15 protein-coding genes are annotated in these 20,885 nt (G+C 35.1%); 4 read left to right on the plus strand and 11 right to left on the minus strand.

Annotation, left to right across the window (positions count from 1 at the left end; translation table 11 throughout):
• Positions 1 to 53 precede the first annotated feature (53 nt).
• The 4 genes from KNQ12_RS14780 to KNQ12_RS14795 all read right to left on the minus strand — a co-directional run bounded on the left by KNQ12_RS14780 (position 54) and on the right by KNQ12_RS14795 (position 6,661).
• Positions 54 to 701, minus strand: coding sequence for a hypothetical protein (locus tag KNQ12_RS14780; RefSeq protein ID WP_055970019.1), 648 nt, complete (start codon positions 699 to 701; stop codon positions 54 to 56).
• A gap of 145 nt (positions 702 to 846) precedes the next feature.
• Positions 847 to 2,586 carry a methyl-accepting chemotaxis protein gene (locus tag KNQ12_RS14785; protein WP_214749109.1) on the minus strand — a complete coding sequence of 580 codons (1,740 nt, stop codon included), beginning with the start codon at positions 2,584 to 2,586 and terminating at the stop codon, positions 847 to 849.
• 470 nt (positions 2,587 to 3,056) lie between these two features.
• Positions 3,057 to 4,115 carry a hypothetical protein gene (locus KNQ12_RS14790; RefSeq protein ID WP_214749106.1) on the minus strand — a complete coding sequence of 353 codons (1,059 nt, stop codon included), beginning with the start codon at positions 4,113 to 4,115 and terminating at the stop codon, positions 3,057 to 3,059.
• 713 nt (positions 4,116 to 4,828) lie between these two features.
• Complete coding sequence (locus KNQ12_RS14795) at positions 4,829 to 6,661, minus strand: mechanosensitive ion channel (RefSeq protein ID WP_214749103.1); 1,833 nt, start codon at positions 6,659 to 6,661, stop codon at positions 4,829 to 4,831.
• 807 nt (positions 6,662 to 7,468) lie between these two features.
• Between KNQ12_RS14795 and KNQ12_RS14800 the strand changes: the two genes are divergently transcribed.
• Entirely contained in the window at positions 7,469 to 9,997 is a 2,529-nt protein-coding gene (locus KNQ12_RS14800; RefSeq protein ID WP_214749100.1) for an ATP-binding protein, read from the plus strand.
• 66 nt (positions 9,998 to 10,063) lie between these two features.
• Here the strand turns inward: KNQ12_RS14800 and KNQ12_RS14805 are convergent, their stop codons facing one another.
• The 3 genes from KNQ12_RS14805 to KNQ12_RS14815 form a co-directional block, all read right to left on the minus strand.
• A complete protein-coding gene (locus KNQ12_RS14805; protein ID WP_214775491.1) occupies positions 10,064 to 10,576 on the minus strand; it encodes a hypothetical protein in 513 nt (170 codons plus the stop codon).
• Between the two features lie 118 nt (positions 10,577 to 10,694).
• Positions 10,695 to 12,584: a diguanylate cyclase domain-containing protein gene (locus tag KNQ12_RS14810; RefSeq protein WP_214749090.1), complete on the minus strand. Its 1,890-nt coding sequence runs from the start codon at positions 12,582 to 12,584 to the stop codon at positions 10,695 to 10,697.
• Between the two features lie 210 nt (positions 12,585 to 12,794).
• Entirely contained in the window at positions 12,795 to 15,065 is a 2,271-nt protein-coding gene (locus KNQ12_RS14815; protein WP_214775493.1) for a putative bifunctional diguanylate cyclase/phosphodiesterase, read from the minus strand.
• Positions 15,066 to 15,414: 349 nt separating this feature from the next.
• On the opposite strand from KNQ12_RS14815, the gene KNQ12_RS14820 reads away from it, so the two are divergent.
• Together KNQ12_RS14820 and KNQ12_RS14825 are read left to right on the plus strand one after the other, a co-directional pair.
• Positions 15,415 to 15,840: a DUF5067 domain-containing protein gene (locus KNQ12_RS14820; protein WP_251055869.1), complete on the plus strand. Its 426-nt coding sequence runs from the start codon at positions 15,415 to 15,417 to the stop codon at positions 15,838 to 15,840.
• Between the two features lie 47 nt (positions 15,841 to 15,887).
• Positions 15,888 to 16,073 carry a hypothetical protein gene (locus KNQ12_RS14825; RefSeq protein ID WP_058266086.1) on the plus strand — a complete coding sequence of 62 codons (186 nt, stop codon included), beginning with the start codon at positions 15,888 to 15,890 and terminating at the stop codon, positions 16,071 to 16,073.
• Positions 16,074 to 16,202: 129 nt separating this feature from the next.
• On the opposite strand, the gene KNQ12_RS14830 is transcribed toward KNQ12_RS14825, so the two are convergent.
• From KNQ12_RS14830 to KNQ12_RS14845, 4 genes are all read right to left on the minus strand, one after another.
• Positions 16,203 to 16,673 (minus strand): hypothetical protein, encoded by a 471-nt coding sequence (locus KNQ12_RS14830; RefSeq protein WP_214749082.1) that lies wholly within the window; start codon positions 16,671 to 16,673, stop codon positions 16,203 to 16,205.
• Positions 16,674 to 16,815: 142 nt separating this feature from the next.
• Positions 16,816 to 17,127 (minus strand): YolD-like family protein, encoded by a 312-nt coding sequence (locus tag KNQ12_RS14835; protein WP_214749080.1) that lies wholly within the window; start codon positions 17,125 to 17,127, stop codon positions 16,816 to 16,818.
• Between the two features lie 294 nt (positions 17,128 to 17,421).
• Entirely contained in the window at positions 17,422 to 17,781 is a 360-nt protein-coding gene (locus tag KNQ12_RS14840) for a DUF1304 domain-containing protein (protein WP_055970256.1), read from the minus strand.
• Between the two features lie 634 nt (positions 17,782 to 18,415).
• Positions 18,416 to 18,844 (minus strand): Rrf2 family transcriptional regulator, encoded by a 429-nt coding sequence (locus KNQ12_RS14845; RefSeq protein WP_214749077.1) that lies wholly within the window; start codon positions 18,842 to 18,844, stop codon positions 18,416 to 18,418.
• 361 nt (positions 18,845 to 19,205) lie between these two features.
• Here KNQ12_RS14845 and KNQ12_RS14850 point away from each other — a divergent pair, with 361 nt between their 5' ends.
• The gene (locus KNQ12_RS14850; RefSeq protein WP_214749074.1) at positions 19,206 to 20,876 is read left to right on the plus strand and encodes a DUF6044 family protein; all 1,671 of its coding nucleotides are present in this window, start codon (positions 19,206 to 19,208) and stop codon (positions 20,874 to 20,876) included.
• The last annotated feature ends 9 nt before the right edge of the window (positions 20,877 to 20,885 follow it).

A 20,885-nucleotide genomic window follows, 5' to 3' on the forward strand; every position in this document is an offset into this window, starting at 1 on the left:
TACCGTGTATACCCTTCTTCTAGACAATTCTATCGTTCAAAAGTGACGAAAAATTAGTCAGTGAGAAATGATAGCGCATTTTTCCAATTCCCAAATCTTAGCTTGATCATTGGAACAGATGGTCCTACATTATTTTTTAGCCATTTTCGATATTGCGTTATGGTGAGGTTACACGTATTAAAATCTATTTGGGCAGACTCCAGGGCTTTCAGACAATTTTTTTTCGATTGGGCCTCACCTGAAAGATATCCATGGTAAGTTAAAGCTAGTTTCCAGCTCCCGTGATGATGTGTAATGTTACTAGCACTCATCATAGAAGGGTATTTTTTTCTCAATTCAGTATACTGACGTACAGTAAATGAAGGACCGATTTTTTTAGAACATAAGTGTAAGCTTTCTTCTATTGATAATTTGTTCTGAATCAATATTGGCTTTTCTTTTGGGGTACGACTAATTGATGTTTTTTGTGGCTTAGCAGATGCTTTTATCACGCCACTTTCAATTAAAAAATTCTTCCACGTTCCGTAAAGTTGAAGGACTTCTTCATATGGTGGGTATGGAAGGAATTCCGTAAGAGTGATGTAATGGCTTGCCTTTATTGGCGTAGTATGAATTTGCTGAAGTCCTTGAATTAAACGGACCATTTTTTCTTTCTGAATAGCAGGAGAAAGTGAAGAAAAAGAATTTAGCTGTTCAGTCATATTACGATAAATCCCTTCTATTATTTATTACTTAAGAGTGTTTTAAAAAAAACTTTAATGGTTCATAGAGTTTATCTTAAAAATAAATTAAAAGAAACGGAAAGGTGCTTTAAATTTTAAAGGTCACCTTTCCGTATAGAAAAACTTAAATATCAAATTTTTTCGATTCTGATTCCAAATGATTCGTTCGCTCATTCAAGTTTTCTACTAAATCGTGCAATGTAGTGATGGTAGCAATCATCTGCTCCGATGCAGCTGCCACTTCTTCATTACTTGCTGTGTGTTCTTCTGCAACTGCAGCTATCTCCTCAAGCGCCATTCGGATTTTTTGCTCAGAAGCTAAAACATGATTCATTTTCTCAGTCATATGTCTGGTTGACGTAGAGACGTCTGTAACCTGAGTAGATAGATTCTCAAATGTCTTATCCGTTTCAAGAACAATTTGCTTACCACTCTCCGTTGCTTGCACTGTAGTAGAGAAACTCTGTTGCATTTGAGCGGCACTCGTCTCGATTGAGGTAACGATTGAGGCGATTTCACTTACACTACTAGCAACATGACTCGACAGATTTTTCACCTCTGTAGCGACTACAGCAAATCCTTTACCTTGTTCACCAGCTCGAGCGGCTTCAATAGCTGCGTTAAGCGCAAGAAGATTGGTTTGTTCCGAAATACCACGAATGATCCCGACTAAAGCTTGAATATCAGAAGATTGTTGTTTCAACTGCTCGACCTGATCGGCAGATTGAACGACTTGTTGATGAATGTGATTCATTCTTTCTACTGACTGTTGCATTTGGTCACGTCCAATTTTTGTTAACGAAGCCATATCTATGGTTGTCTCTTGAATGGTCCGACCAGATTCGGAGGCAGTTTGAATCAGCGAAGAAAAACTTTGCATTTCTTCATTTAAAGACAGTGTGACATGGGTCTGGTTCTCTGTACCGATTGCGATCTCTCCCATTGTACGCGCAATTTGTGTAGAACCATCTAATACTTCTGTCGTGCTGTGATCGATTGAATGACTGGTCGTCGTGACAAGATTTGATGTTTGTTTAATATCAGCAATCATTACTCGTAGCATCTCATTCATGTCACGAATGGAGATTGCTAACGCATAAATTTCATCTTTTGAAGGAATAGTCAAATCCGTTAATGTTTGTTTTGCTTGTTTAAGATGTCCTTTAGCAATTAGGTCTGCGACTGATTGCAATGTTTCGAGCGGTCTTAACTTTCGTCCAAGAACAATATATAACAAGGTAAGCGTTCCAAAAAGTAACAACAATAATAAGCCAATAAAGAGAGGAAGGTTTTGTTTTAACAAAGAAGTCGTTAATTCAGTGACTTCTTTTGCAGCAATATCTGTTCCTAAAATACCAATGACTTGACCCGAAGAACTTTTCAAAGGTACATACACACTGATGTACTCGCCATAATCAGGATCTTGAATGACATCAGTCGCAAAAGTTTGTCCTTTTAAAACATCTTTCATGTCTTTTGCTTTTGCTCCAGTCGCAGGGGAATCGATTTTTACAGCGTCCTTTGCAGGTAATCCATCTACTAAAAGATGAACTTTATTATTTTCTACTCGTGCTGTGTACGCATACATTAAGCCATTTTCCTTGCGAAGGGTATTTAATTGTTCACGCAATTGGTCGTACTTTGCTGATGGCGTTAGTTCATTTAGAAAGGATTCATATTTCTCTAAATTGATTGTATTTGCAATACGTAACGCATCTTTTTCAGCTGTAGCTTTTAAGGTAGATAATGCAGTCTGTTTAGTATTAAAGTAAAGTGATGCACTACTTATAATAAAAAATAAAGTAAAGATTAGTCCGATAATCAACAATAATCGAGTGCGAATGGAGTGTTTTTTCCCGCTCATGCTCAACCTCCTAAATAAATTGGTAACGAGAGTATAGTTCATATATCGGACTGGATGATGAAAAAGTAAATAGTATTTTCAATCACATATATAACTATTTATACATCTTTAAATTCGGGTATATACTAAACTATACTATTCTTAGTTTAATACGATAGAAGAAAAAACGACAACAAGCATTATTTCTAGCAATCTATAAGGAGGATTTGAAAATGTATTCTTATTCAGTTTCTGCTTATCAATCTAAATTCATTTTTGAAAACGAATTAAGAAGAAATGGTTTGACAACAAAAACTGCTAAGATCAAATTGTTTTCTTGTTTAGGATGTCGAACATTGATTCTATCAAAAACAGATGATTTGATTACCCATCATTGCTGTGGAGAAAAGAGGAAGTTCTTATGAGTCAACCACAACTCATTGTTTATGATAACTAAATGAACAAACAAGCAGAAAGTAAGGATTATATCATTAAGGTATCCTCTCTTCAGATATCCACTCCCACTTTATGTTCTTTCCTTTTCCAATACATTGCATCTGACCTTTATTTCGCAAAATACGCAACATTTTTTCGACGAGCTGCTTACCTACTTCAGGGTGGTGTTCTAGCACCTGTTGTTTTGTGAAAGGTTCCGATTGAGAAGTTATAAACGTAAAAATTTGCTCCATCTTGATTTCGGAAATGGAACGGTTTTTATAAGCATTGATAAAGCCGCCTATTTCTTTGTAAGCTGTTAGAACAGTTTCTAAGTAGAATTGAGTCCATTGATGTAACGGTAAGATGGCATCGGCATCTTGATCCTTAAATCTTTGTAGAAAGCTGTCATGAAAACTGTCGTAGGATTCATTAAATTGTCGATCGAGTGAAAAGTAACATTGGATTCGATAATCAAATTGGTGAAGTAAGTAGATATTCAACAGCCTCATGAGTCTTAATGCATCATAATGACCTCTTATTTGTTTAAAGAATTTATGGAGTAATAACGGAATTGCAATTAAAGGATGCATTTTTTGGACTTCAATTGATGATTGAAATTCAAAAAATAACTTTTGAAGGTCAGCTGTAGAAAGACATTGACTAGTCGACGTGATGGAGTGGGGAAGTAAAGGGTTCTCAGGAAATAAACTTGTTTTTTCATTGAGTTGGTCTGTAGTCAAATGCTGATTTATTTCCTTATGAATAATATACACGATGCGAAAATCATAAACTGAATAGTCGATGTGATGATCATGTATATAAGAGAGGGCATCACGATGGCCAGCGAGCTCACGTTCTTGTATATGAAAAGGACTATACGTGTTTCTTACCAGTTGAATCATACGTTCTTCCGCTAAATGTATAGAAGTCAAATTATTTAATGCTTGAATCGTTAATAGGTTCGCTTGTCGTTGTAAATGTTTCATTAAAGAAGGGTACTGCAACTCTTTTTTATGTAAATGATGGTCATAGAATTCAATCTCATGAACGAATTCTAAAAGGTGTATATTCTCTTTGTAAGAATTCGTTGCACTTAGTGTATCAATTTTCATTATGTTCCTCCATTATTCTAAGTATAAAAATTATCTAGTGTATAATATTTTATCATTATTTCAATTATTTTGAAATACTGTTGTAAACTCGATTAACTATATCAAGATTTAACTAATAAAATTGTCTTTAAAAGGTTTAATTATTAACTCTCTGGGAATATACAAGTAATGTTATTTCATTTGATTAAACTTGATGACTTATTTGTACCGTGTCAGCAAATGAGCATCGATATAATCAAACTCCCATAAAAGCGAGAAGTAGTCTAAGGACTACTTCTCGCTTTTTAAATTACCTTGAATAATTCATAAAGAAATACTGAAGTAGGGCAATTACTTCGTCTATTGGCTCATGAGCAGCTAATACGATTTGATGCTTGCTTCCATTTGAGAACTCGAGATAAAAACGCTTCTCAAGCGTCGGAAGACTTAGATGGTAATGAACTTCACCAACAAAAATTCGAGCAGATTCTAATTGTTTAGGGCTCGTTGAATAGTGTGAAATTGGTTCGTTGAAGTATATCTTAACTTTCGCCGCATTCGCTGTAGTGATGATATTTTCAAAAACGAAGCACTGTATAAAAATATGTTTCTCTAGGTGACTTGTAAGTTGATCTCCTTTGATGAGTTTCAATGTTGTTCACCTCTCTATCGTAAGTAAAAGGACATTAGTAAATAATGTCCTTTTCGAATTGATCATTTGCTGTATTTTTTGTTTAAAATTGATTGAAATCAGGTGGTGGGTCGTTGGGTCTACGTGAATCCTTTGGACGATCAAAGTTAGGACTTTTATGATCATTCGGGTCGATCGGGTAATCATCTTGCTGTGCTAAATCGTTTTTTGGCAACGCACCTTTTGGTGTACCATGTGTCGTCTCATCTGTTGAAGATGAACGCGCTGAGCGTGGTGCACGGTCTGGTGTGACATCATCAGCTGCTTGCGAAGCTGCACCTTTTGCTGCATCTTTCAAGCTCGGTGATGAAGAAGTCGATGCTGACTTACTTGGAAGGTTCGATGTGTCGACTTCCGTGTTCTCTGCTTTCTTTTGCAGACGATCGAGGTAACGCGATGCATTATCACGTCCACCGAGACCAAAGGCAAGACCGAACGCAAGCGCAAGTGCTCCCAAGATCAAGATGAAGGCTGAGTTGACGATCGTATCAGCAACACCCAATTGATCAAGTGCCATGAAGACAGCAAGTGCAAGGATCGCATACTTCGCAACGCTTGAGAGGACTTTTAGTTCAGAGTTACCGAACAGGCTGTCCATCGTACGTTTGACGAGGTTGCTGACGATGATCCCGATTGCGAGAATGATGATCGCTGTCAGGACGCTCGGTAAGAACGCAAGGACGGCGCGACCGAGGTCGACCATGAAGTCAAGACCAATCAAGTTGAAGGCTTCGACGACGAAGAGAACGACGATGACGATCTCAACGAGTGCACCAACGATCGAAGCTGGTGATGTAGAAGCTTGGTTTGCATCCCACGTACCGATTTTCAAGTGACGTGTCAGGTTGTTGAAACCAAGACGTGATAAGAGATCCGTCACGAATTTCTTAACGAAACGTCCGACGTAAAGACCGACAAGAATCAGTACGACACCAACGATGATGTTTGGAATCATACCGAGGACATCGTTCAACATGTTGATCGCTGGTCCTGTGATTCCTTTAATGTTCAATTGATCAAGTGCTGAAATCGTGATTGGAATCAGAATCAAGATGAAGACGACTGTTCCGAGAATCGACGAAAGTGATTTCGCATCTTTTTGATCCGTTGATCCAAGGTTGAAGCGAGCTGCAAATTTATCCGTTCCAACAGCATGAAGGAAATTCGTCACGATATCGCGGACGATTTTCGCTACGAGGAAGCCGACGAAGAAGATGGCTGCCGCAGCAATCAAGCGTGGAATGAATCCAAGGAATGACGATAACAATTGGCTGAACGGTTGTGAGACACTCTCAATGTTCAAGGCACCGAGTACACCCGGTAGGAACAGAAGCAAGACGAGGTAGAAGACGATCTCCCCTGCTACTTTTGGATAAGCTGAAAGATCCGTCTGACCTTGAAGCATCTTGTTCGAACGTACTTTGTCGTTCGCCATCAGCTTCGTTCCTGCTTTGACGATGATCATGCGGAGAACGACCGCGATGACGTATGCCAAGAGAAGGATGAGAGCTGCTTTCAAGATGTTCGGGATTGCCGCGAGTAATGTACTCATCGTATCCGCAAGTGGTCCAGCAATGATGTTCAGATCAAGGATGTTGAAGACCAAGATAAGAACGAAGACCATGAGAACCCAAAAGACGACGGTCCCGATGATTTTTTCAGGTGTCCACTTTTTCTTCTTTGGTGGCGTACCTTCTTTTTGAGGTGACAACTTGTTGACGACCCCAGACTTCTCTAACGCTTTTTGAACCCCGTTCGCGATCAGCTTGGCAATGAGCCACCCAATCAAGAAAACGATGATCGCTCCAAGCAAGTTGCCGAGTGATCCGAGAATGCCGTTCAAGTTCAACGACGTTCCGTTCCAAATGTTATTCATCCTTTCACCTCCGTAATGAGTTAAAATAAAAATATACATGAAATAAATATTTATTTATTCCCGAAAATTAATGAGATAATACAATAAAACTAAATTTTCTGAATATTTAATTTTAAATATTTTTATTTATTTAGCTTTTTTATATTTATTTCTTCTAAAAATGGTATAAAAGAATTCTATTAACTTATTCTTTAATAAAGTTAATTTTTTTTATTACATGTTAACAACAAATAATGATAGCATCTAATGCTAGTGGAATGACTATCAGAGCAATACTGATAAGTATCAATCCGGTTGCATTGTCTGCTTGTGCGATATAAAAAATACAGGGAACATAAGAATTCCTATATTTGTTGTTATAAAAAGCGAAGTTTTGATCGATTGCATCGATTGATAAATTTGGATGAACGGAATTATGTCTAAAGAAAGAAATCGGAGAATGCGTAACACATGAAATAAAGAATAAAGAAAGGGTACCAGTGCTAGGTAATAAAGAATCAATAAAGTATATCCTGGTTTTTCAAAAAATAATTTGTTCATTAAACCATCAAGTAATAAAGAAACACCAAAACCGGCGATGCCAATCAATCCGGTAATCATCAATATAGTACAGATTTTTAGATATATGACACTTAGTTGGAATGGCTTCATGTCTACGCCTTCTTATAATTTTTTCAAAGGTACAAATGGTATAAACATTCGAAAATAGTTGAATAACAATTATCCAAAATCAAAACAAATAGATGGCAAGATTTATTTTAATGAGAAACTTATCTCATAAATGTAAGTATCGGAAAGGAACTTTAAATGAAAATTTGGTTAAATCGAACCATTGGAAGACAAATCATGTTTGCGTTTTATAGCGTATTTATAACATTACTTTTATCTACCCTTTGTATCTATTTTTATACAAAAAACCAAATGATTGATTCACAGAAACAATTAGATACTTTAAGTGAACACCGGACGAAAGCTACTCTCTTACATGAGTCGTGGTTAATGCTTCAATATGACGTTCGAGGTTACGCACTTTATGGTGAAACTTCTGTATTAAATGAAATCAATAAAGAAAAAGCAAATATCGAAGAACAAACAAATTGGTTTAAACTAAATAAGACAACTGAAGTAGATGCGAACTATGCCAAGGATACACGATTCCTTTATGAGTCCTATACAAATCGTGTCATACCGAGCGTCATCAATTATGTTAAAGAGAAAAAAGATGGAAAAATCGATGAGCCTTTCCTACAACAAAATACATTGTCGAAGTTGACTCCAGCTGCAAGCAACGACAATCAACAATTGTCCAATAGTAATAGTTCTTCTTTAGACATGAGAGAAAACATTTTAGATATGGAAACAACATTTACAACCTATCGAAACGAAATAAATAAACAAGAAAAGGCTGCTCAAAAAAGTTTGGGTAGCCTAGTCAATACATCTCAAGTTCTTGGAGGAATTAATATTGGGATATTGATTCTATTGACGTTACTCTTTGTACGACCTTTTACAACACGACTTACACGACAGTTAAAACGTTTAAATCGAGAAACAGATAGACTGGCTCAAGGAAGTGATACGGAGCCAATACCAGTTCTAAATGAACAGGATGAAGTAGGAGAACTCACTAAAACATTCAATCAAATGTCAGCATCGATTATTGGACAAAAAAAGCATTTGCAGTTGAATAACGAAGCATTACAAATGCAAAGTGAAGAACTGCTTGCCCAACAGGAAGAGTTACATGCTCAACAAGAAGAGCTCGAAGAAGCATTGAATGTTACACTTCAAAATGAGCAACATTTAAAGTATCGAAATGAACTGACCGAAACCTTGGCATCTCGAGAAACATATACAGCCTATGAAACAATCATTGAAAAGCTAGTAGCCATTACACATGCAGAATTTGGAGCAATCATTTTTTATGACAGAGAACATTTAGAGCAGATCTTTTCATTCGGTATTACAGAAACCTCACTTGGAAAGATAGCGATGCCTGGTTCACTCTTAGAGCGAGCTAAACTTTTAAAACGCAGTACGCACTCTACTAAACAGATTGCACTAGATCACCCGTTACCACACCCGTACTATATCTACGAATCGGCTGTACCTGTATTAGACACTGATTCTGATGAAGTATTGGCTTGTATCTATCTTGGTCGCTATAAAATGCCGTTTGAAACAGATGAACTAGAAGATATGATGTCCTTCGCTCGCCAAATTGCGTTATCACTCTTACGCATGAGGGTATTTGATGAGATGCAAGTCGAGAAAGAAAAAACAACGACTCTGATCCATTCCATTCGCGAGGCAATGATGTATTTTGAAGACAATAAAGTACTTGCTAATCATGCACTGCTAAATTTATTTGATTACAGTCAACAGAATAATGAAAAGCAAAATATCCGGGGTCTCATCTCATTAGACGTTCAAAATGAACTATTAGTTCGACGAGTAGATCAAAAAGAAAAGTTTAATAAATTCATGGATAAAGTCTATTCAAATTCAATTCCACAAGAAGACATTCAAATCACATTAAATGATGGAGCGAAAATAGTAACAATTTATGCAGAAGAAGTTCGCTATCATGCATCTTTGAAAGGAATCATGTTGGTGTTAAAAGATGTCACGCATGAAGTGGAAGTGGATCGTCTGAAGTCAGAACTTATTTCAACTGTTTCGCATGAGTTACGAACACCCCTTTCATCGATTTATGGATTTACAGAATTGCTATTAGCTAAATCGTACAATATGGATCGTCAGAAGAAATACTTGGAAACGATACACTCTGAAACAAAAAGATTATCTTTGTTGGTTGATAATTTCTTAGACATACAACGTATGGAATCAAATCAACAATCATTTGTGATAGAGACGGTAGATTTAGTGGAAATCATTCAGAACATAGTAACGGTACAGCGTGAGGAGGACTTACTCCACATATGGAATGTTCAAATAAACGAACAGGAAAAAATGGAGGTCGAAGCAGATCAAGAAAAAATGGCACAGTTATTCACAAATTTGATCTATAATGCGAGAAAATATTCTCCGGAAGGTGGGTCTATAGAGATCTGGATGAAGCAGAAAGAGGCTATGATAGTTATTCAAGTCCGGGATGAGGGGATTGGGATTTCTGAAAACGATCAATTAAAAGTCTTTGATAAGTTTTATCGAGCACACAGGAGTTCATATCATAAAATTGAGGGGACAGGCTTAGGTCTTGCCATCTGTAAAGAAATTGTCGAGGCACACAATGGGAAGATTGAGTTAAGTTCCGAACTTGGTAAAGGTACAATCATTCAAGTTATTTTACCAACTAAGCAAAGCCAGCTATAAACTTTAATGAGAAATGCTAATTAAAAAACGTCTTTTGTTCGTGGGGCACACGGCTAAAGACGTTTTTTATGTTTTTTGGTAGATTAATTGTCCATTTTCCAATTTAAATCCATAGCGAGAAAAACATTCTAAAGAGATCAATCCAGAATACGAGATATGATTATAACTTCCATGGATAGAAAATTTATTATACTGGCATTGAAGGTCGTCAATTAAAGCTTCAAGCAACAATCCCCTTTCGCCAATCCCTTCTTTTCTTACATATAAATCCAATAGCTTGAACTCTGAAACGCTGTCAATATGTTTAGATTCTGGAAGAACCTGCTGAACACTTAAAGAAGACTGCTGGTTCAAGATATTCGTATGGATCGATTGTTCTTCCAAAAGAGTTACATAAAAAATAGAGGCTGAAGCTAAGGTGTTTTTGGTAATCTGAACAAGTTGTTCTTCTTTGTTGTAGGCTAACCCAACAAACGTTTCATAAGGACGTGTTTGCATTTTTACGTTACGACGTGCACATGTTCGTTGCCACTCAGATTGAGGAATCCAATATCGTTCAGAAATAGCACGTTTTTTCAAAAAAAGGCGCAAATGCTTCCCTCCTTATTTATTACATGATTAAAGTATACATGTTTATTAAAGGGAGTAAAAGGCATTTTTTTGAAAATATAGTGTTTGGAAAATAAAAAAATTAAATTTACTTTTGTTTAGATGTTAGATGGAGGTCGCTATATAAAACATAAGCACCTAAACGATTCTTTTTCGCTTGATACATAGCTATATCTGCCTGTTTCATGATTTCCATAGCAGTTGTTGCGTCAGTGAGAGAGGATGAAATACCGATGCTTGGAGGACAGAGTATGGTTTGGCCGTTAATGTAATAGGGTGCTTTTAAAACAGAAAGAATTAACTCGGCTCGTTGTTTCAATTGTTCTTGTGTCAGCACATTTTTAAGTAGTAGAGTAAACTCATCTCCTCCTTGACGTGCAATCATTTCAAACTGTTTCTCTATAGATTTTAGACGTCCCCCTACAGCCTGCAATAATAAGTCTCCAATATCGTGACCAAGGGTATCGTTAACATGTTTAAAGTCGTTTAAATCGATGAAAAATAGCGCTAACTTAAAATCTGATTGTTTGAATGTTCCTTCTATAAGAGAAGTTAAATGATTTTCAAATGCAGATCGATTACTCAAGCCTGTCAATTGGTCATGATAAGCGAGATATTTCACTTGTTGTTCAATAGTTTTTTCCTCTGTAACATCTTTTCCAATGGCAAAAATACCGACTATCTCGTTTTGTACAATGATTGGGATGTTTGTGAGGTTCATACAGATGATTCCTCCTTCACTGTTAAGAATTTTGACTTCATAGCTGCGTGGGGAGCCCTTAAAGACAAATTCGAGTTCTTGAAGCACTATCGTTTTCGACTTTTTTTCAATAAAGGCTAAACTATTTTGACCGACTAATTCATCAGAACTAAGATTAAATAACTGACTACATGCTTCGTTTACACTTTCAAAGTTCCCTTCTAAATCCATCGAACAAACTGGATGAGGATGATATTCGAACAACGACTTGTATCGTTCTTCGCTTACTTCTAGCGCATTAGCCTGATGAATATATTTATCGACAAGTTTTTGATTTTCTAGAACAATCACAATTTGTCGAATGAGTACAAGACAAATCGATATTCCACACCCCGCTGAAATAATGTCAAAGCTATTGGAATGAAATACCATGAAAGTAAATAAAAATAAAATCCCGCTATAAGGAATTAAAACTTGAAAGATGTTTAGTTTTTCCAGTTGTATAGAAGAATGTTTAATAACGAACTTAGAAGTTTTCGTTCTTCCTGCAAAACTTAATAAGATTATACTCAAGATAAAGAGTGGATCAACCACACTACCTGAAGAGATATTATCGATAGAAATTAAATAGAGATAGGCTGAATCTGCAATTGCCTGTATACATACGGCTAAGATAATCACAATCATAGAGGACGTATGGGTTCGAGACGATCTATGCATCATTAAAAAGACAGCTGCAATTAACATCCCAAGGTCACCAATAGGATAAGCTAGGGAAATGATAAATGCTAAAGGTGTAGCTGCACTACTTGCAAGAACCGGAGAAATTAAAAGGTACCAAGAAAATGTCGTTGCGATAATGAGAATAATAAGGAAATCGAACATGAAAGATAAATGCATGATCATTTTGGTTTGATGCATGATTTTATAAAATAATGCACTGAGAATACAGATGATTTGTAAGAGATAAAAAACATCCGACCAACTGATAAAAATTACTTCTTTACCGAACATAGTGTCTGATATCATCCATAAAATTTCCGCTGCTAAATAAAAAAATGTGCCTAGAGTGATGATGGACCAGAATGTGCGTTCTTTATTTATGGTTTTCAAAAGAGTAAGGATCAAAAAATACAAAGCAATCAAGAGGCCAATGATTGAAAAGATACTGCTTCCAATGGATTGATAAGGAGAGTTTGGATATAACAAAATCCAGCAATAATAACCGAGTAAATACAAAACGAGAATAAAGTAACGCAGATTGATTCTATTGAACATACCGCATTCGTACTCCTTTTAACGTTAATCTCACTAGTATAGATGTAAAAGAACAGAGATGATTTATGACTTCTAAAAATAGGTGTATGATTTATAGCAGATGTAAAAATATTTAGAAAATCGACAACAATCAATGATTAGTAATGGTATATAAACTATAAAATGCATAGAGCAACGATTATATCAATCGGTTGCTTTATGCATCTTAATTCAGGACGAAGTGACATTTGACTGTGCATACGATGTAAGGAAGTCAACAAAAGTATAGTAATCAACAGGTCTTGAGAAGAGATAGCCTTGACCAATCATACATCCATTTCTATAAAGGATTTCTTTTTGCTCCACTGTCTCAATGCCTTCCGCTACAACGTTTAATTGCAGGTTTAAAGCCAGTTCTATGATTGCTTTTACCATAGGTGAAGGATTACTATATGAAATTCGATCGATGAAAGACTTATCAATTTTTAAGGTATCAATAGGAAGCTGTTCTAAGACATTTAAAGAAGAATAACCTGTGCCAAAGTCATCAATGGATATTTTTATACCCATTGATTTTATTTTTTGCAAGATATTAAAACTTTCTTTGATGTTTTGAACAATGCTTTCTGTAATCTCTAATTCTAGCCATTCCGGATCCAACTTAGTTTTTGTAATGACTTCTCCCACCATGTTGCAGAAATTAGGGTTTTGAAACTGAAGAGCGGATACGTTCACTGAAACCAATAATGGTTTAAATCCAAGACGTTGTAACTGTTTGTTGTGATGTGCAGCAGTATACAGTACCCATTCTCCGATTTCATTGATTAAACCAGTCTCTTCAGCAAGAGGAATGAACTCAGCAGGCGAAATCCAACCGAATTTTGGATGTTCCCATCGCAATAATGCTTCCATACCGACCATACATCCGGAGGCGAGATCAACTTTAGGTTGATAATATACGGAAAGCTGATTATTCTTGATCGCGTTCTTTAAGTGAGCCTCCATTTCTAATTTACGTAGCAAATTTGATTCCATTTCATTGTTGTAAATAACAAAGGAATAATTCGCATACTGTTTTGCCTGATAGAGCGCTTCAGCCGTATGTTGTTGGACTTTTTCCAAGGATATACTTTGTTTCGGATAATGTGTGATTCCAATATGTCCTATGATATTCAATTCAAAATCAGATGTTTTAAATGTCGGTTGTAATACATCAAAAATAGATTCATTTAACAACAGAATATCTGCAGTAGATTTATTAGATGATACAATCATAAATTCATCTTCGGTGAAACGATATAACTTAACATTCATACCAATAGTATGTTTTAGACGGTTAGAGACCTCTTTAATAAGCTGCTCACCGACTTGATGACCGAAAACATCGTTAAACATTTTTAATCTTTCTACTTGTAAAAGTATAAAAGTGAAGTCTTGTTGACGTGAGTCCATTGCGTACTGCGTTTCTTTTAAAAATGCCGCACGGTTTCCTAAATTTGTAAGTATGTCCGTATAGGCAACCTCATTAAGTTGTGATACTAATTTATTATTCTTTGATGTTGTAATCCCTTGTCTGACAATGGTCAATAGAAAAATCATGATCCATCCAAAACTAAGTGCATTTAAGGACCAGTCATAACTTTCCATCATTAAAACTGATAAAACTAAAATGCTTAGGTAAGGAAAGAGGAACTCTCTTTTCATTGTAGAGAAAAAGGGAGTTCCAAGTTCAAACGCTGTCTTCTGTTCATCTTTATAGAAATAAGCAGAACAACCAATAAATAATAAAGCAATTGTCCAAACAAAATCGACAAATTTACCGCTTTGATAGTTCTCACTAATCATCATTTGAGCAAACAGCATATCACCTAATATTTGTAGGAATAGGCCTATGATCAGATAATTCAGGGATTTATTTTTCTTATTAAACTGAATTAGATAAAAGAGAGTAATGATAAAAAATAAAATGCCCAAATCAGCAATTTGAAAAATAACAGTGTATGTAATTTTTCCTAAAGAGTGCTCTTCAATACGATATAAAGGATAAAGCAAGTAATAATAGCTGATCGAAATGGCAGCAATCATATAAATCATCGTGTTGAAAAAATAAGTCATATTCGCAAACTGAATATAAGTTTTTCTCAATCTATACAGTAAAGCGATGAAATAACATATATAGCATAACGCCCACAAGAAATACGAGAACGGTGGGGCTTCAGATGCCTGTTTTGTGATCAATAAATCAATGATCCAAACTAAAGTACCGATAAAGGATAATCCTGTACCCATACTCAGAAAAAGCCAAAATATTTTCAATGAAGTAGCAGGATTCTTATAAAGACGTATAATCCAAAAAGTACTTACTATTCCAACGGTAAGTTGAATAGTGTTGAGAAAAGTTAAGCGAATCCATTCGGATCCTTCATAAATCACATTCCCATACCAAAACATCATACTGATTCCTATTAAAATTAGGAACGGCCACTTGGTTACACTCTTCAAACTAGTTCCTCCTAATCAAAAGATTCTCTATGAGTATCGGTCGTTTCAAGATTATATAAAGTGGTTTTCATTAAGAAAGATATTCGCTTCACTGATGTCGAAAAAAAATAAAATGGTTGATTACACTATGTTAGAAAGATAGGATGAAGTATAGTCTGAAAAAAAAAAGAAAATTTTTTATAACAAGGCAAACACGAAAGAAAAAACTATATGAACCTTATTAAAATAGCGGAAGAGTGATGATATGCTACTGGTCAGACCAATCGTTTTGCTTATTCTCTTTGGAGTTTTTTGCATAAGTCTAACCCAATCTGAAAGTCATAAAAACAAAGCTGAAACATTAATAAAGATGAAGAGACTTCATAAAAGTGACCACAACGAATTTTTTGATGGAAAGCATTATTCGAGCGATACATATAGTCTTTACATAAAATCATTCAATGTAATCCCATCTAATCCAATTGACAACAAGACTACACCTTTACTATTAATAAAGTTCAAGTTCGAGAACCATGGTATGAATAACAAAAATGAAATAATTTCTTGGTTTGAATGCTTTCAAGTAGAACAGGGAGGAAAAGCTTTAGATGTTGCGGATATTTCTACTAGTGTAAAAACATATCCGAAACGATTTTTCAATTCTGGGACATATGACCGTAGTAAAGGAATGGTTGCCTATAAGTTACGGAATAGGAAAGAAAGTGTCATTTTAAAGGCATATAAGATAAATACATCAAAAGAAATAAGCGTAACAACTATACAGATGATAAAATAAAACTAGAAGTAAAAAGTTTTAAACAATGCTTATTGGAGGTGCTCTAAATGGAAAATAAAATTTGTGCATCATGCGGAAGTACTAATTTTCAAGAAGCAACAGACTATATTCCACTAAAACCATCAAAAGGATCACTTCAAGGTGCTCACAAAGTATTTTCGTTTTGTATGGATTGCGGTATCGTAGATTCAATTCGTATTGAAAACACAGAAATCTTTCAAAATAAGGATTAAATATTTAACCCTTAAAAAAGAGCGTCCGACAAGGATGCTCTTTTTATAAAAGAAGAAAAGTTTATATGCTCAGGAAAAACAGGAAGATCTATTAATTTCATACATAATGAATACTGGTTGATGAAATATCTATCTTTTTCTTAAATGATACTGTAAATGAATATCTAACCATTCAAGCCAGTCGGATACATTTAACCAACCAAGTTCTTCTTGATAAATTTTTCTTGAAGAATCTATTGTTTGAGCGTGTGTCTTAACTTGGTCGATACGTGTAACTAATTGTCTTGCACTCTCCTTAAGAATAGCATAATCTAAATTATTTTCTAATTCGATATCAAGATCATCTCGAAACCTTATACGTACCCATGGAACTTCACCATATAAGAAAACTAAGTTCCCGAATCGTGTTCGTCCCTTCGTAGCTAAAGGAGGGGCGAACTCACATTGCTCTGCAAAATCAAGAAACTCATTGCTCTTATCAATAAGGTGTCTATAGAGTTGGAGAATGGACCAGCTGTTCATAGTTTGATGATGTCTATGATAACTCTTTTCATATTCATCTAATTCACTTAATAAAGGATGAACTTGTGAAGATATCATATTATTAACCTCATGTTTCTGTAGAATATAACATATATTATACTTATATGTTTTTAGTTAAAGTATACACAAACTTGGAGATCATCATAGTCTTTTTATTATTGAGGACAGTAGATTTTACAAACGAATATGAGAAATAAGCTTAAATTTCTTTTATTTTGATATCCAATATATTTTTATAAGGGAGTACTTTTAATTCAAGATTTGATTTAATGAGATAGACTTCATGCCGAAAAGAGTCAAAATTTTCAATGTAAGCATCAAAGTATAGAATTCGATAAGAATCGATGGCTGCAATAGATATGATATCTCCATTAGCAGCTGCTTTTTCTATAAAGCTCCCAATTTCAGACACTTTGCTTTCGTCATGGACGATTGAAAAATAGTTTAAATTCTTCTTTCGTGTAGGCAAAAAATAAAAATACTTTTTTGTACTATCTTTTTCTCGAGACATAAAACCATTCCTTTGGACAATTTTTAATAGAACAGAATAACAAAGTATTTATAGATAATGTTCTTATCTAACTGTACCCAAACATGTAAAAAATATAGCTTTTTTTAGAGAAATTCATATGCCATACAAAAAATTACCATAGAAAATTCAATAAAATTCTTTCATTGTTTCATATTTTAATTTTTAAAAGGTTAAATAAATGTCTTTATTAAAGATAATAAACTAAAAAAGTATAAGTTAGACTTTACACAGTCTAACTTATACTTTTTTAAAAATATTAATATCAATTGTTCTTCATGATACCAAAAGTACAAGTAACAAAGCTATGATTGCTGGTAAACCTTGTTTTATTAAAATAGATCGATTAGAGGTAATAGACCCATATAAAGCTGCAATAATAACACAAGATAAGAAAAAGATCACAATTCCCTGATCTTCACGAATCAGTCCGTATAAAAGTCCGGCTGCTAAGAAACCGTTATATAGTCCTTGATTAGCAAAAAGTGTTTGAATTTGTTTTGACGCTACAGCTTCATCACTGAGACCAAAAGAACGTTTAGCTGCTTGAGAAGATAGGAAAAACATTTCGAGAGCAAGTATGTAGAAGTGTTCTAACGAAACAATTAAAACAAAAATAATGGATAAAAAAGACATAATTTCTCCTCCTAAAGAACCTTACATGATTTTGAGTTACCTAAGTTATGGCATTATAAAATAAAGGCAAAAAAACTCTTGATAAATAGATGAGTTTAACATTTTAAGAAGGCATGGTTAAAAAATTGTGTTCATACTTTCAGAATGATAGTATCTTCAATTGTGCATATAAACAAAAAACGTTACTCATAAAAGGTGTTTTGCGACTATCCATTCCAAGAAAATCAAATTCCGAACGAATTTGCTGCATTAGATTGAGGGCTATTTGTTTTTTAAGCGTAATGCTTTCTTTATAAAGTAATTTATCATATGCAATAGTAAATTCTTAAAGTGCAATTTGCATACAAATCAATTGAAACTGTTCTGTTTTCAATATAAAGCTCCTCATTTCCTCTTCCCTAGCCAATGATACACTATATTCTTATCAACAGTTGGTATTTGAATGTGCTTGAAGCCTTCCAAATAGGCAAGAGAGAAATACAACATGAGCAATCAATGATGGATTAAAGACTCTTAAGTAGTTAATTTTTGAATGAAAAGATGAAAGTGAGTGAATGGAGTGAAAGGAGAAAATGGTTTTTAATCGCATTGAAAAATCACAATTCACAACTTGACATAGTAATTAAGAAAAGAATCATTTTAATGAAAGGTGGGTAAAGAGTTCATCTGGATTATCTATAAGATCTACCAGCGTATATTTATCTAGTTCTTTCAAAAAGGCATCTAACGCTTGATCAAACATTGATTTCCAGCGTTCATTTATATTACTAAAGGGAAACAGTGGGCTATCTATTTGTTCAATTAAATGAAGAGGTTCTATTTCTCGAAAAAGTCGACCGATGTTGATTTCATGTGGACGTCGTCTTAAACGAATGCCCCCTAAAGGACCCCGTCTTGTTTCCGTATATCCCAGCGATGAAAGGTGTCGCATCACTTTTCGTAAATGATTCGATGAAATAATATAGTGATCTGCAATATCTTCTATCTTTTTAAAGTCTTCTTGATTATTTCCTAAATAAAGCAATAATCGAATCGTATGATCGGTATATTGTGTGATCCTCATTTCAACCCTCCATTAATAATTCGACGAAAATAGGATAACACTGTCTTCTCAAGAAAAACGCGCGTATCCATTCAAAACCATTCAGTAATTTTTATTGAAATACACTTACAACAAGGTATTTATTAATGAAATAGAGATTATCTTATTGTGGTATAGGGTATTGTTGAAAATGGTTTATTAGGGATTATATACCATAAAAAAGAATGGAAAAAGGAAGATGATTCACATAAATTACTTAAAGGAAGTAAAAGAAACCAATTATTTTGTATCTAAAAACGGAACGGAAAAAGGATATACCTTGTATTTAATAGGGTTATAAATTAATAGATTTAATCTTAAATCAAAAAGAAGGAGGGAGACGATGAGAGAAAGAACTCGCATTTTAATAGGGATGTTGCTAGCATGTCTCTACATTTCCCCGATGGTCTTACTTGGGGAAGATGCTCATGTTCGTATTCATGATAATTTAGATTCGAATATCGTTTGGTACAAAACATTGGTCGATACGAATAGTATTTATGCAAGCCTTCAAGCGACTGTTCCTGACTTATTAAGTGGGGTTGTCTCAAGAAATGCCTTTGTCAGCGAATTTACGGCTATCATTTGGCTGTATCAATGGTTCTCGCCGTTTACGGCATATGTAATCAGTCAAACACTGGTCCGAATCTTTGCTTTTTTAGGAATGTACCTATTATTACGTGATTATGCGAAAGGCGTTATTCCTAAATCATATACTTTATGGGTGGCGGTTTTATTTTCTTGGACGCCATTCTGGCCATCAGGCATGCTCAGTACGCTTGGGATGCCGCTCTTATTGTGGGCGTACTGGAATATCTGGCATGGTCGAAAGATAAAGTTGAGTGCGTTAATACTAATTTTGGTTCCATTCTATTCTAGCTTTGTGTTAGGAATCATTTTCTTTTTAGCAATGCTTGCCCTCTACCATGTGATGAAGGAAATCCGCGAACGTAGTTTTCATAGTCGCTTTTGGATCGCATATTGTTTTCAAGTCTTATTATATTTACTAATTGAATATCGATTGGTCTTCTCGATGTTGTGGGAGGAAGAACCTACCAGTCGAAATGACTTCGAGACGGGAAACAACGGCTTTTGGTCCAGTATACGTTTGTTTTTTAAAAATTTGATATTCGGTCATACACATGATCGAGCGGTTCAGTCGCCCATTATCCTACTAACACTCTTGATTGTCGGATTTTTAGTATTCCGTCAAAAAGATCATGCAGCAAAGCGAATTCGAACTTTAATGTGGTTTGTTTTTGGTTTATCACTTTGGTATGCATTTTGGTTCTATGAGGGATGGAACCCGTTAAAGCAACAGGTCTCTCTCATCAGAACTTTCAATTTCTCCCGATTCCACTTTCTTCAACCGATGTTGTGGTATGCATTGTTTTACTTGATGCTCGATTGGTTATGGAGAACAGCTAAACGAAAATGGGTGATTTGCCTGCTAATAGCCCAAACCTTTGTCTTGCTCGCATGGAATCCCGAGTTCCTTTATCGTCATCATCCATCCTATAAGGCATTTTATGCGACTTCTCAGTTCTCTGATATCAAACGGTTTATTGACAAACCTACAAAAGATTACCAGGTTGCCTCTATTGGAATGCACCCTGCGATCGCTCAGTACAATGGGATGCAGACTGTGGATGGCTATGTGAACTTTTATCCGCTATGGTATAAAGCTTCCTTCCGAAAGGTGATTGCTGAAGAACTAAATAAAAGTGATCTATTGCAACGTTATTTTGATACGTGGGGAAATCGAGTTTATTTGTTTTCTTCCGAGCTCGGTAAAGAATACGAATACACGAAGAAACACCAAGTTCCAATTCAACATTTGTCCATCAATACAGCACAGTTGAAGCAGATAGGTGCAACATATCTCTTATCTGCTGTACCAATCAAAAATGCTGCAGCGATTGGATTGCAGTACGAAAGAACGTTCGAAGATCAGCATTCCGCTTGGAAGATTCGGTTGTACCGTATTCAAGCTACTACAGAGAGCACGAAGTAATTTCGTTCA

The organism is Exiguobacterium sp. s11 (assembly GCF_018619015.1).
Classification (GTDB): Bacteria; Bacillota; Bacilli; order Exiguobacteriales; family Exiguobacteriaceae; genus Exiguobacterium_A; species Exiguobacterium_A indicum.

Bases quoted from the DNA above. Each gene is read 5' to 3' on its own strand.
- KNQ12_RS14810 (WP_214749090.1), bottom strand. From the start codon at position 12,584: ATGTTCAATAGAATCAATCTGCGTTACTTTATTCTCGTTTTGTATTTA.
- KNQ12_RS14830 (WP_214749082.1), bottom strand. From the start codon at position 16,673: ATGATATCTTCACAAGTTCATCCTTTATTAAGTGAATTAGATGAATAT.
- KNQ12_RS14820 (WP_251055869.1), top strand. From the start codon at position 15,415: ATGAAGAGACTTCATAAAAGTGACCACAACGAATTTTTTGATGGAAAG.
- KNQ12_RS14825 (WP_058266086.1), top strand. From the start codon at position 15,888: ATGGAAAATAAAATTTGTGCATCATGCGGAAGTACTAATTTTCAAGAA.
- KNQ12_RS14790 (WP_214749106.1), bottom strand. From the start codon at position 4,115: ATGAAAATTGATACACTAAGTGCAACGAATTCTTACAAAGAGAATATA.
- KNQ12_RS14850 (WP_214749074.1), top strand. From the start codon at position 19,206: ATGAGAGAAAGAACTCGCATTTTAATAGGGATGTTGCTAGCATGTCTC.
- KNQ12_RS14780 (WP_055970019.1), bottom strand. From the start codon at position 701: ATGACTGAACAGCTAAATTCTTTTTCTTCACTTTCTCCTGCTATTCAG.
- KNQ12_RS14785 (WP_214749109.1), bottom strand. From the start codon at position 2,586: ATGAGCGGGAAAAAACACTCCATTCGCACTCGATTATTGTTGATTATC.
- KNQ12_RS14800 (WP_214749100.1), top strand. From the start codon at position 7,469: ATGAAAATTTGGTTAAATCGAACCATTGGAAGACAAATCATGTTTGCG.
- KNQ12_RS14845 (WP_214749077.1), bottom strand. From the start codon at position 18,844: ATGAGGATCACACAATATACCGATCATACGATTCGATTATTGCTTTAT.
- KNQ12_RS14795 (WP_214749103.1), bottom strand. From the start codon at position 6,661: ATGAATAACATTTGGAACGGAACGTCGTTGAACTTGAACGGCATTCTC.
- KNQ12_RS14840 (WP_055970256.1), bottom strand. From the start codon at position 17,781: ATGTCTTTTTTATCCATTATTTTTGTTTTAATTGTTTCGTTAGAACAC.
- KNQ12_RS14835 (WP_214749080.1), bottom strand. From the start codon at position 17,127: ATGTCTCGAGAAAAAGATAGTACAAAAAAGTATTTTTATTTTTTGCCT.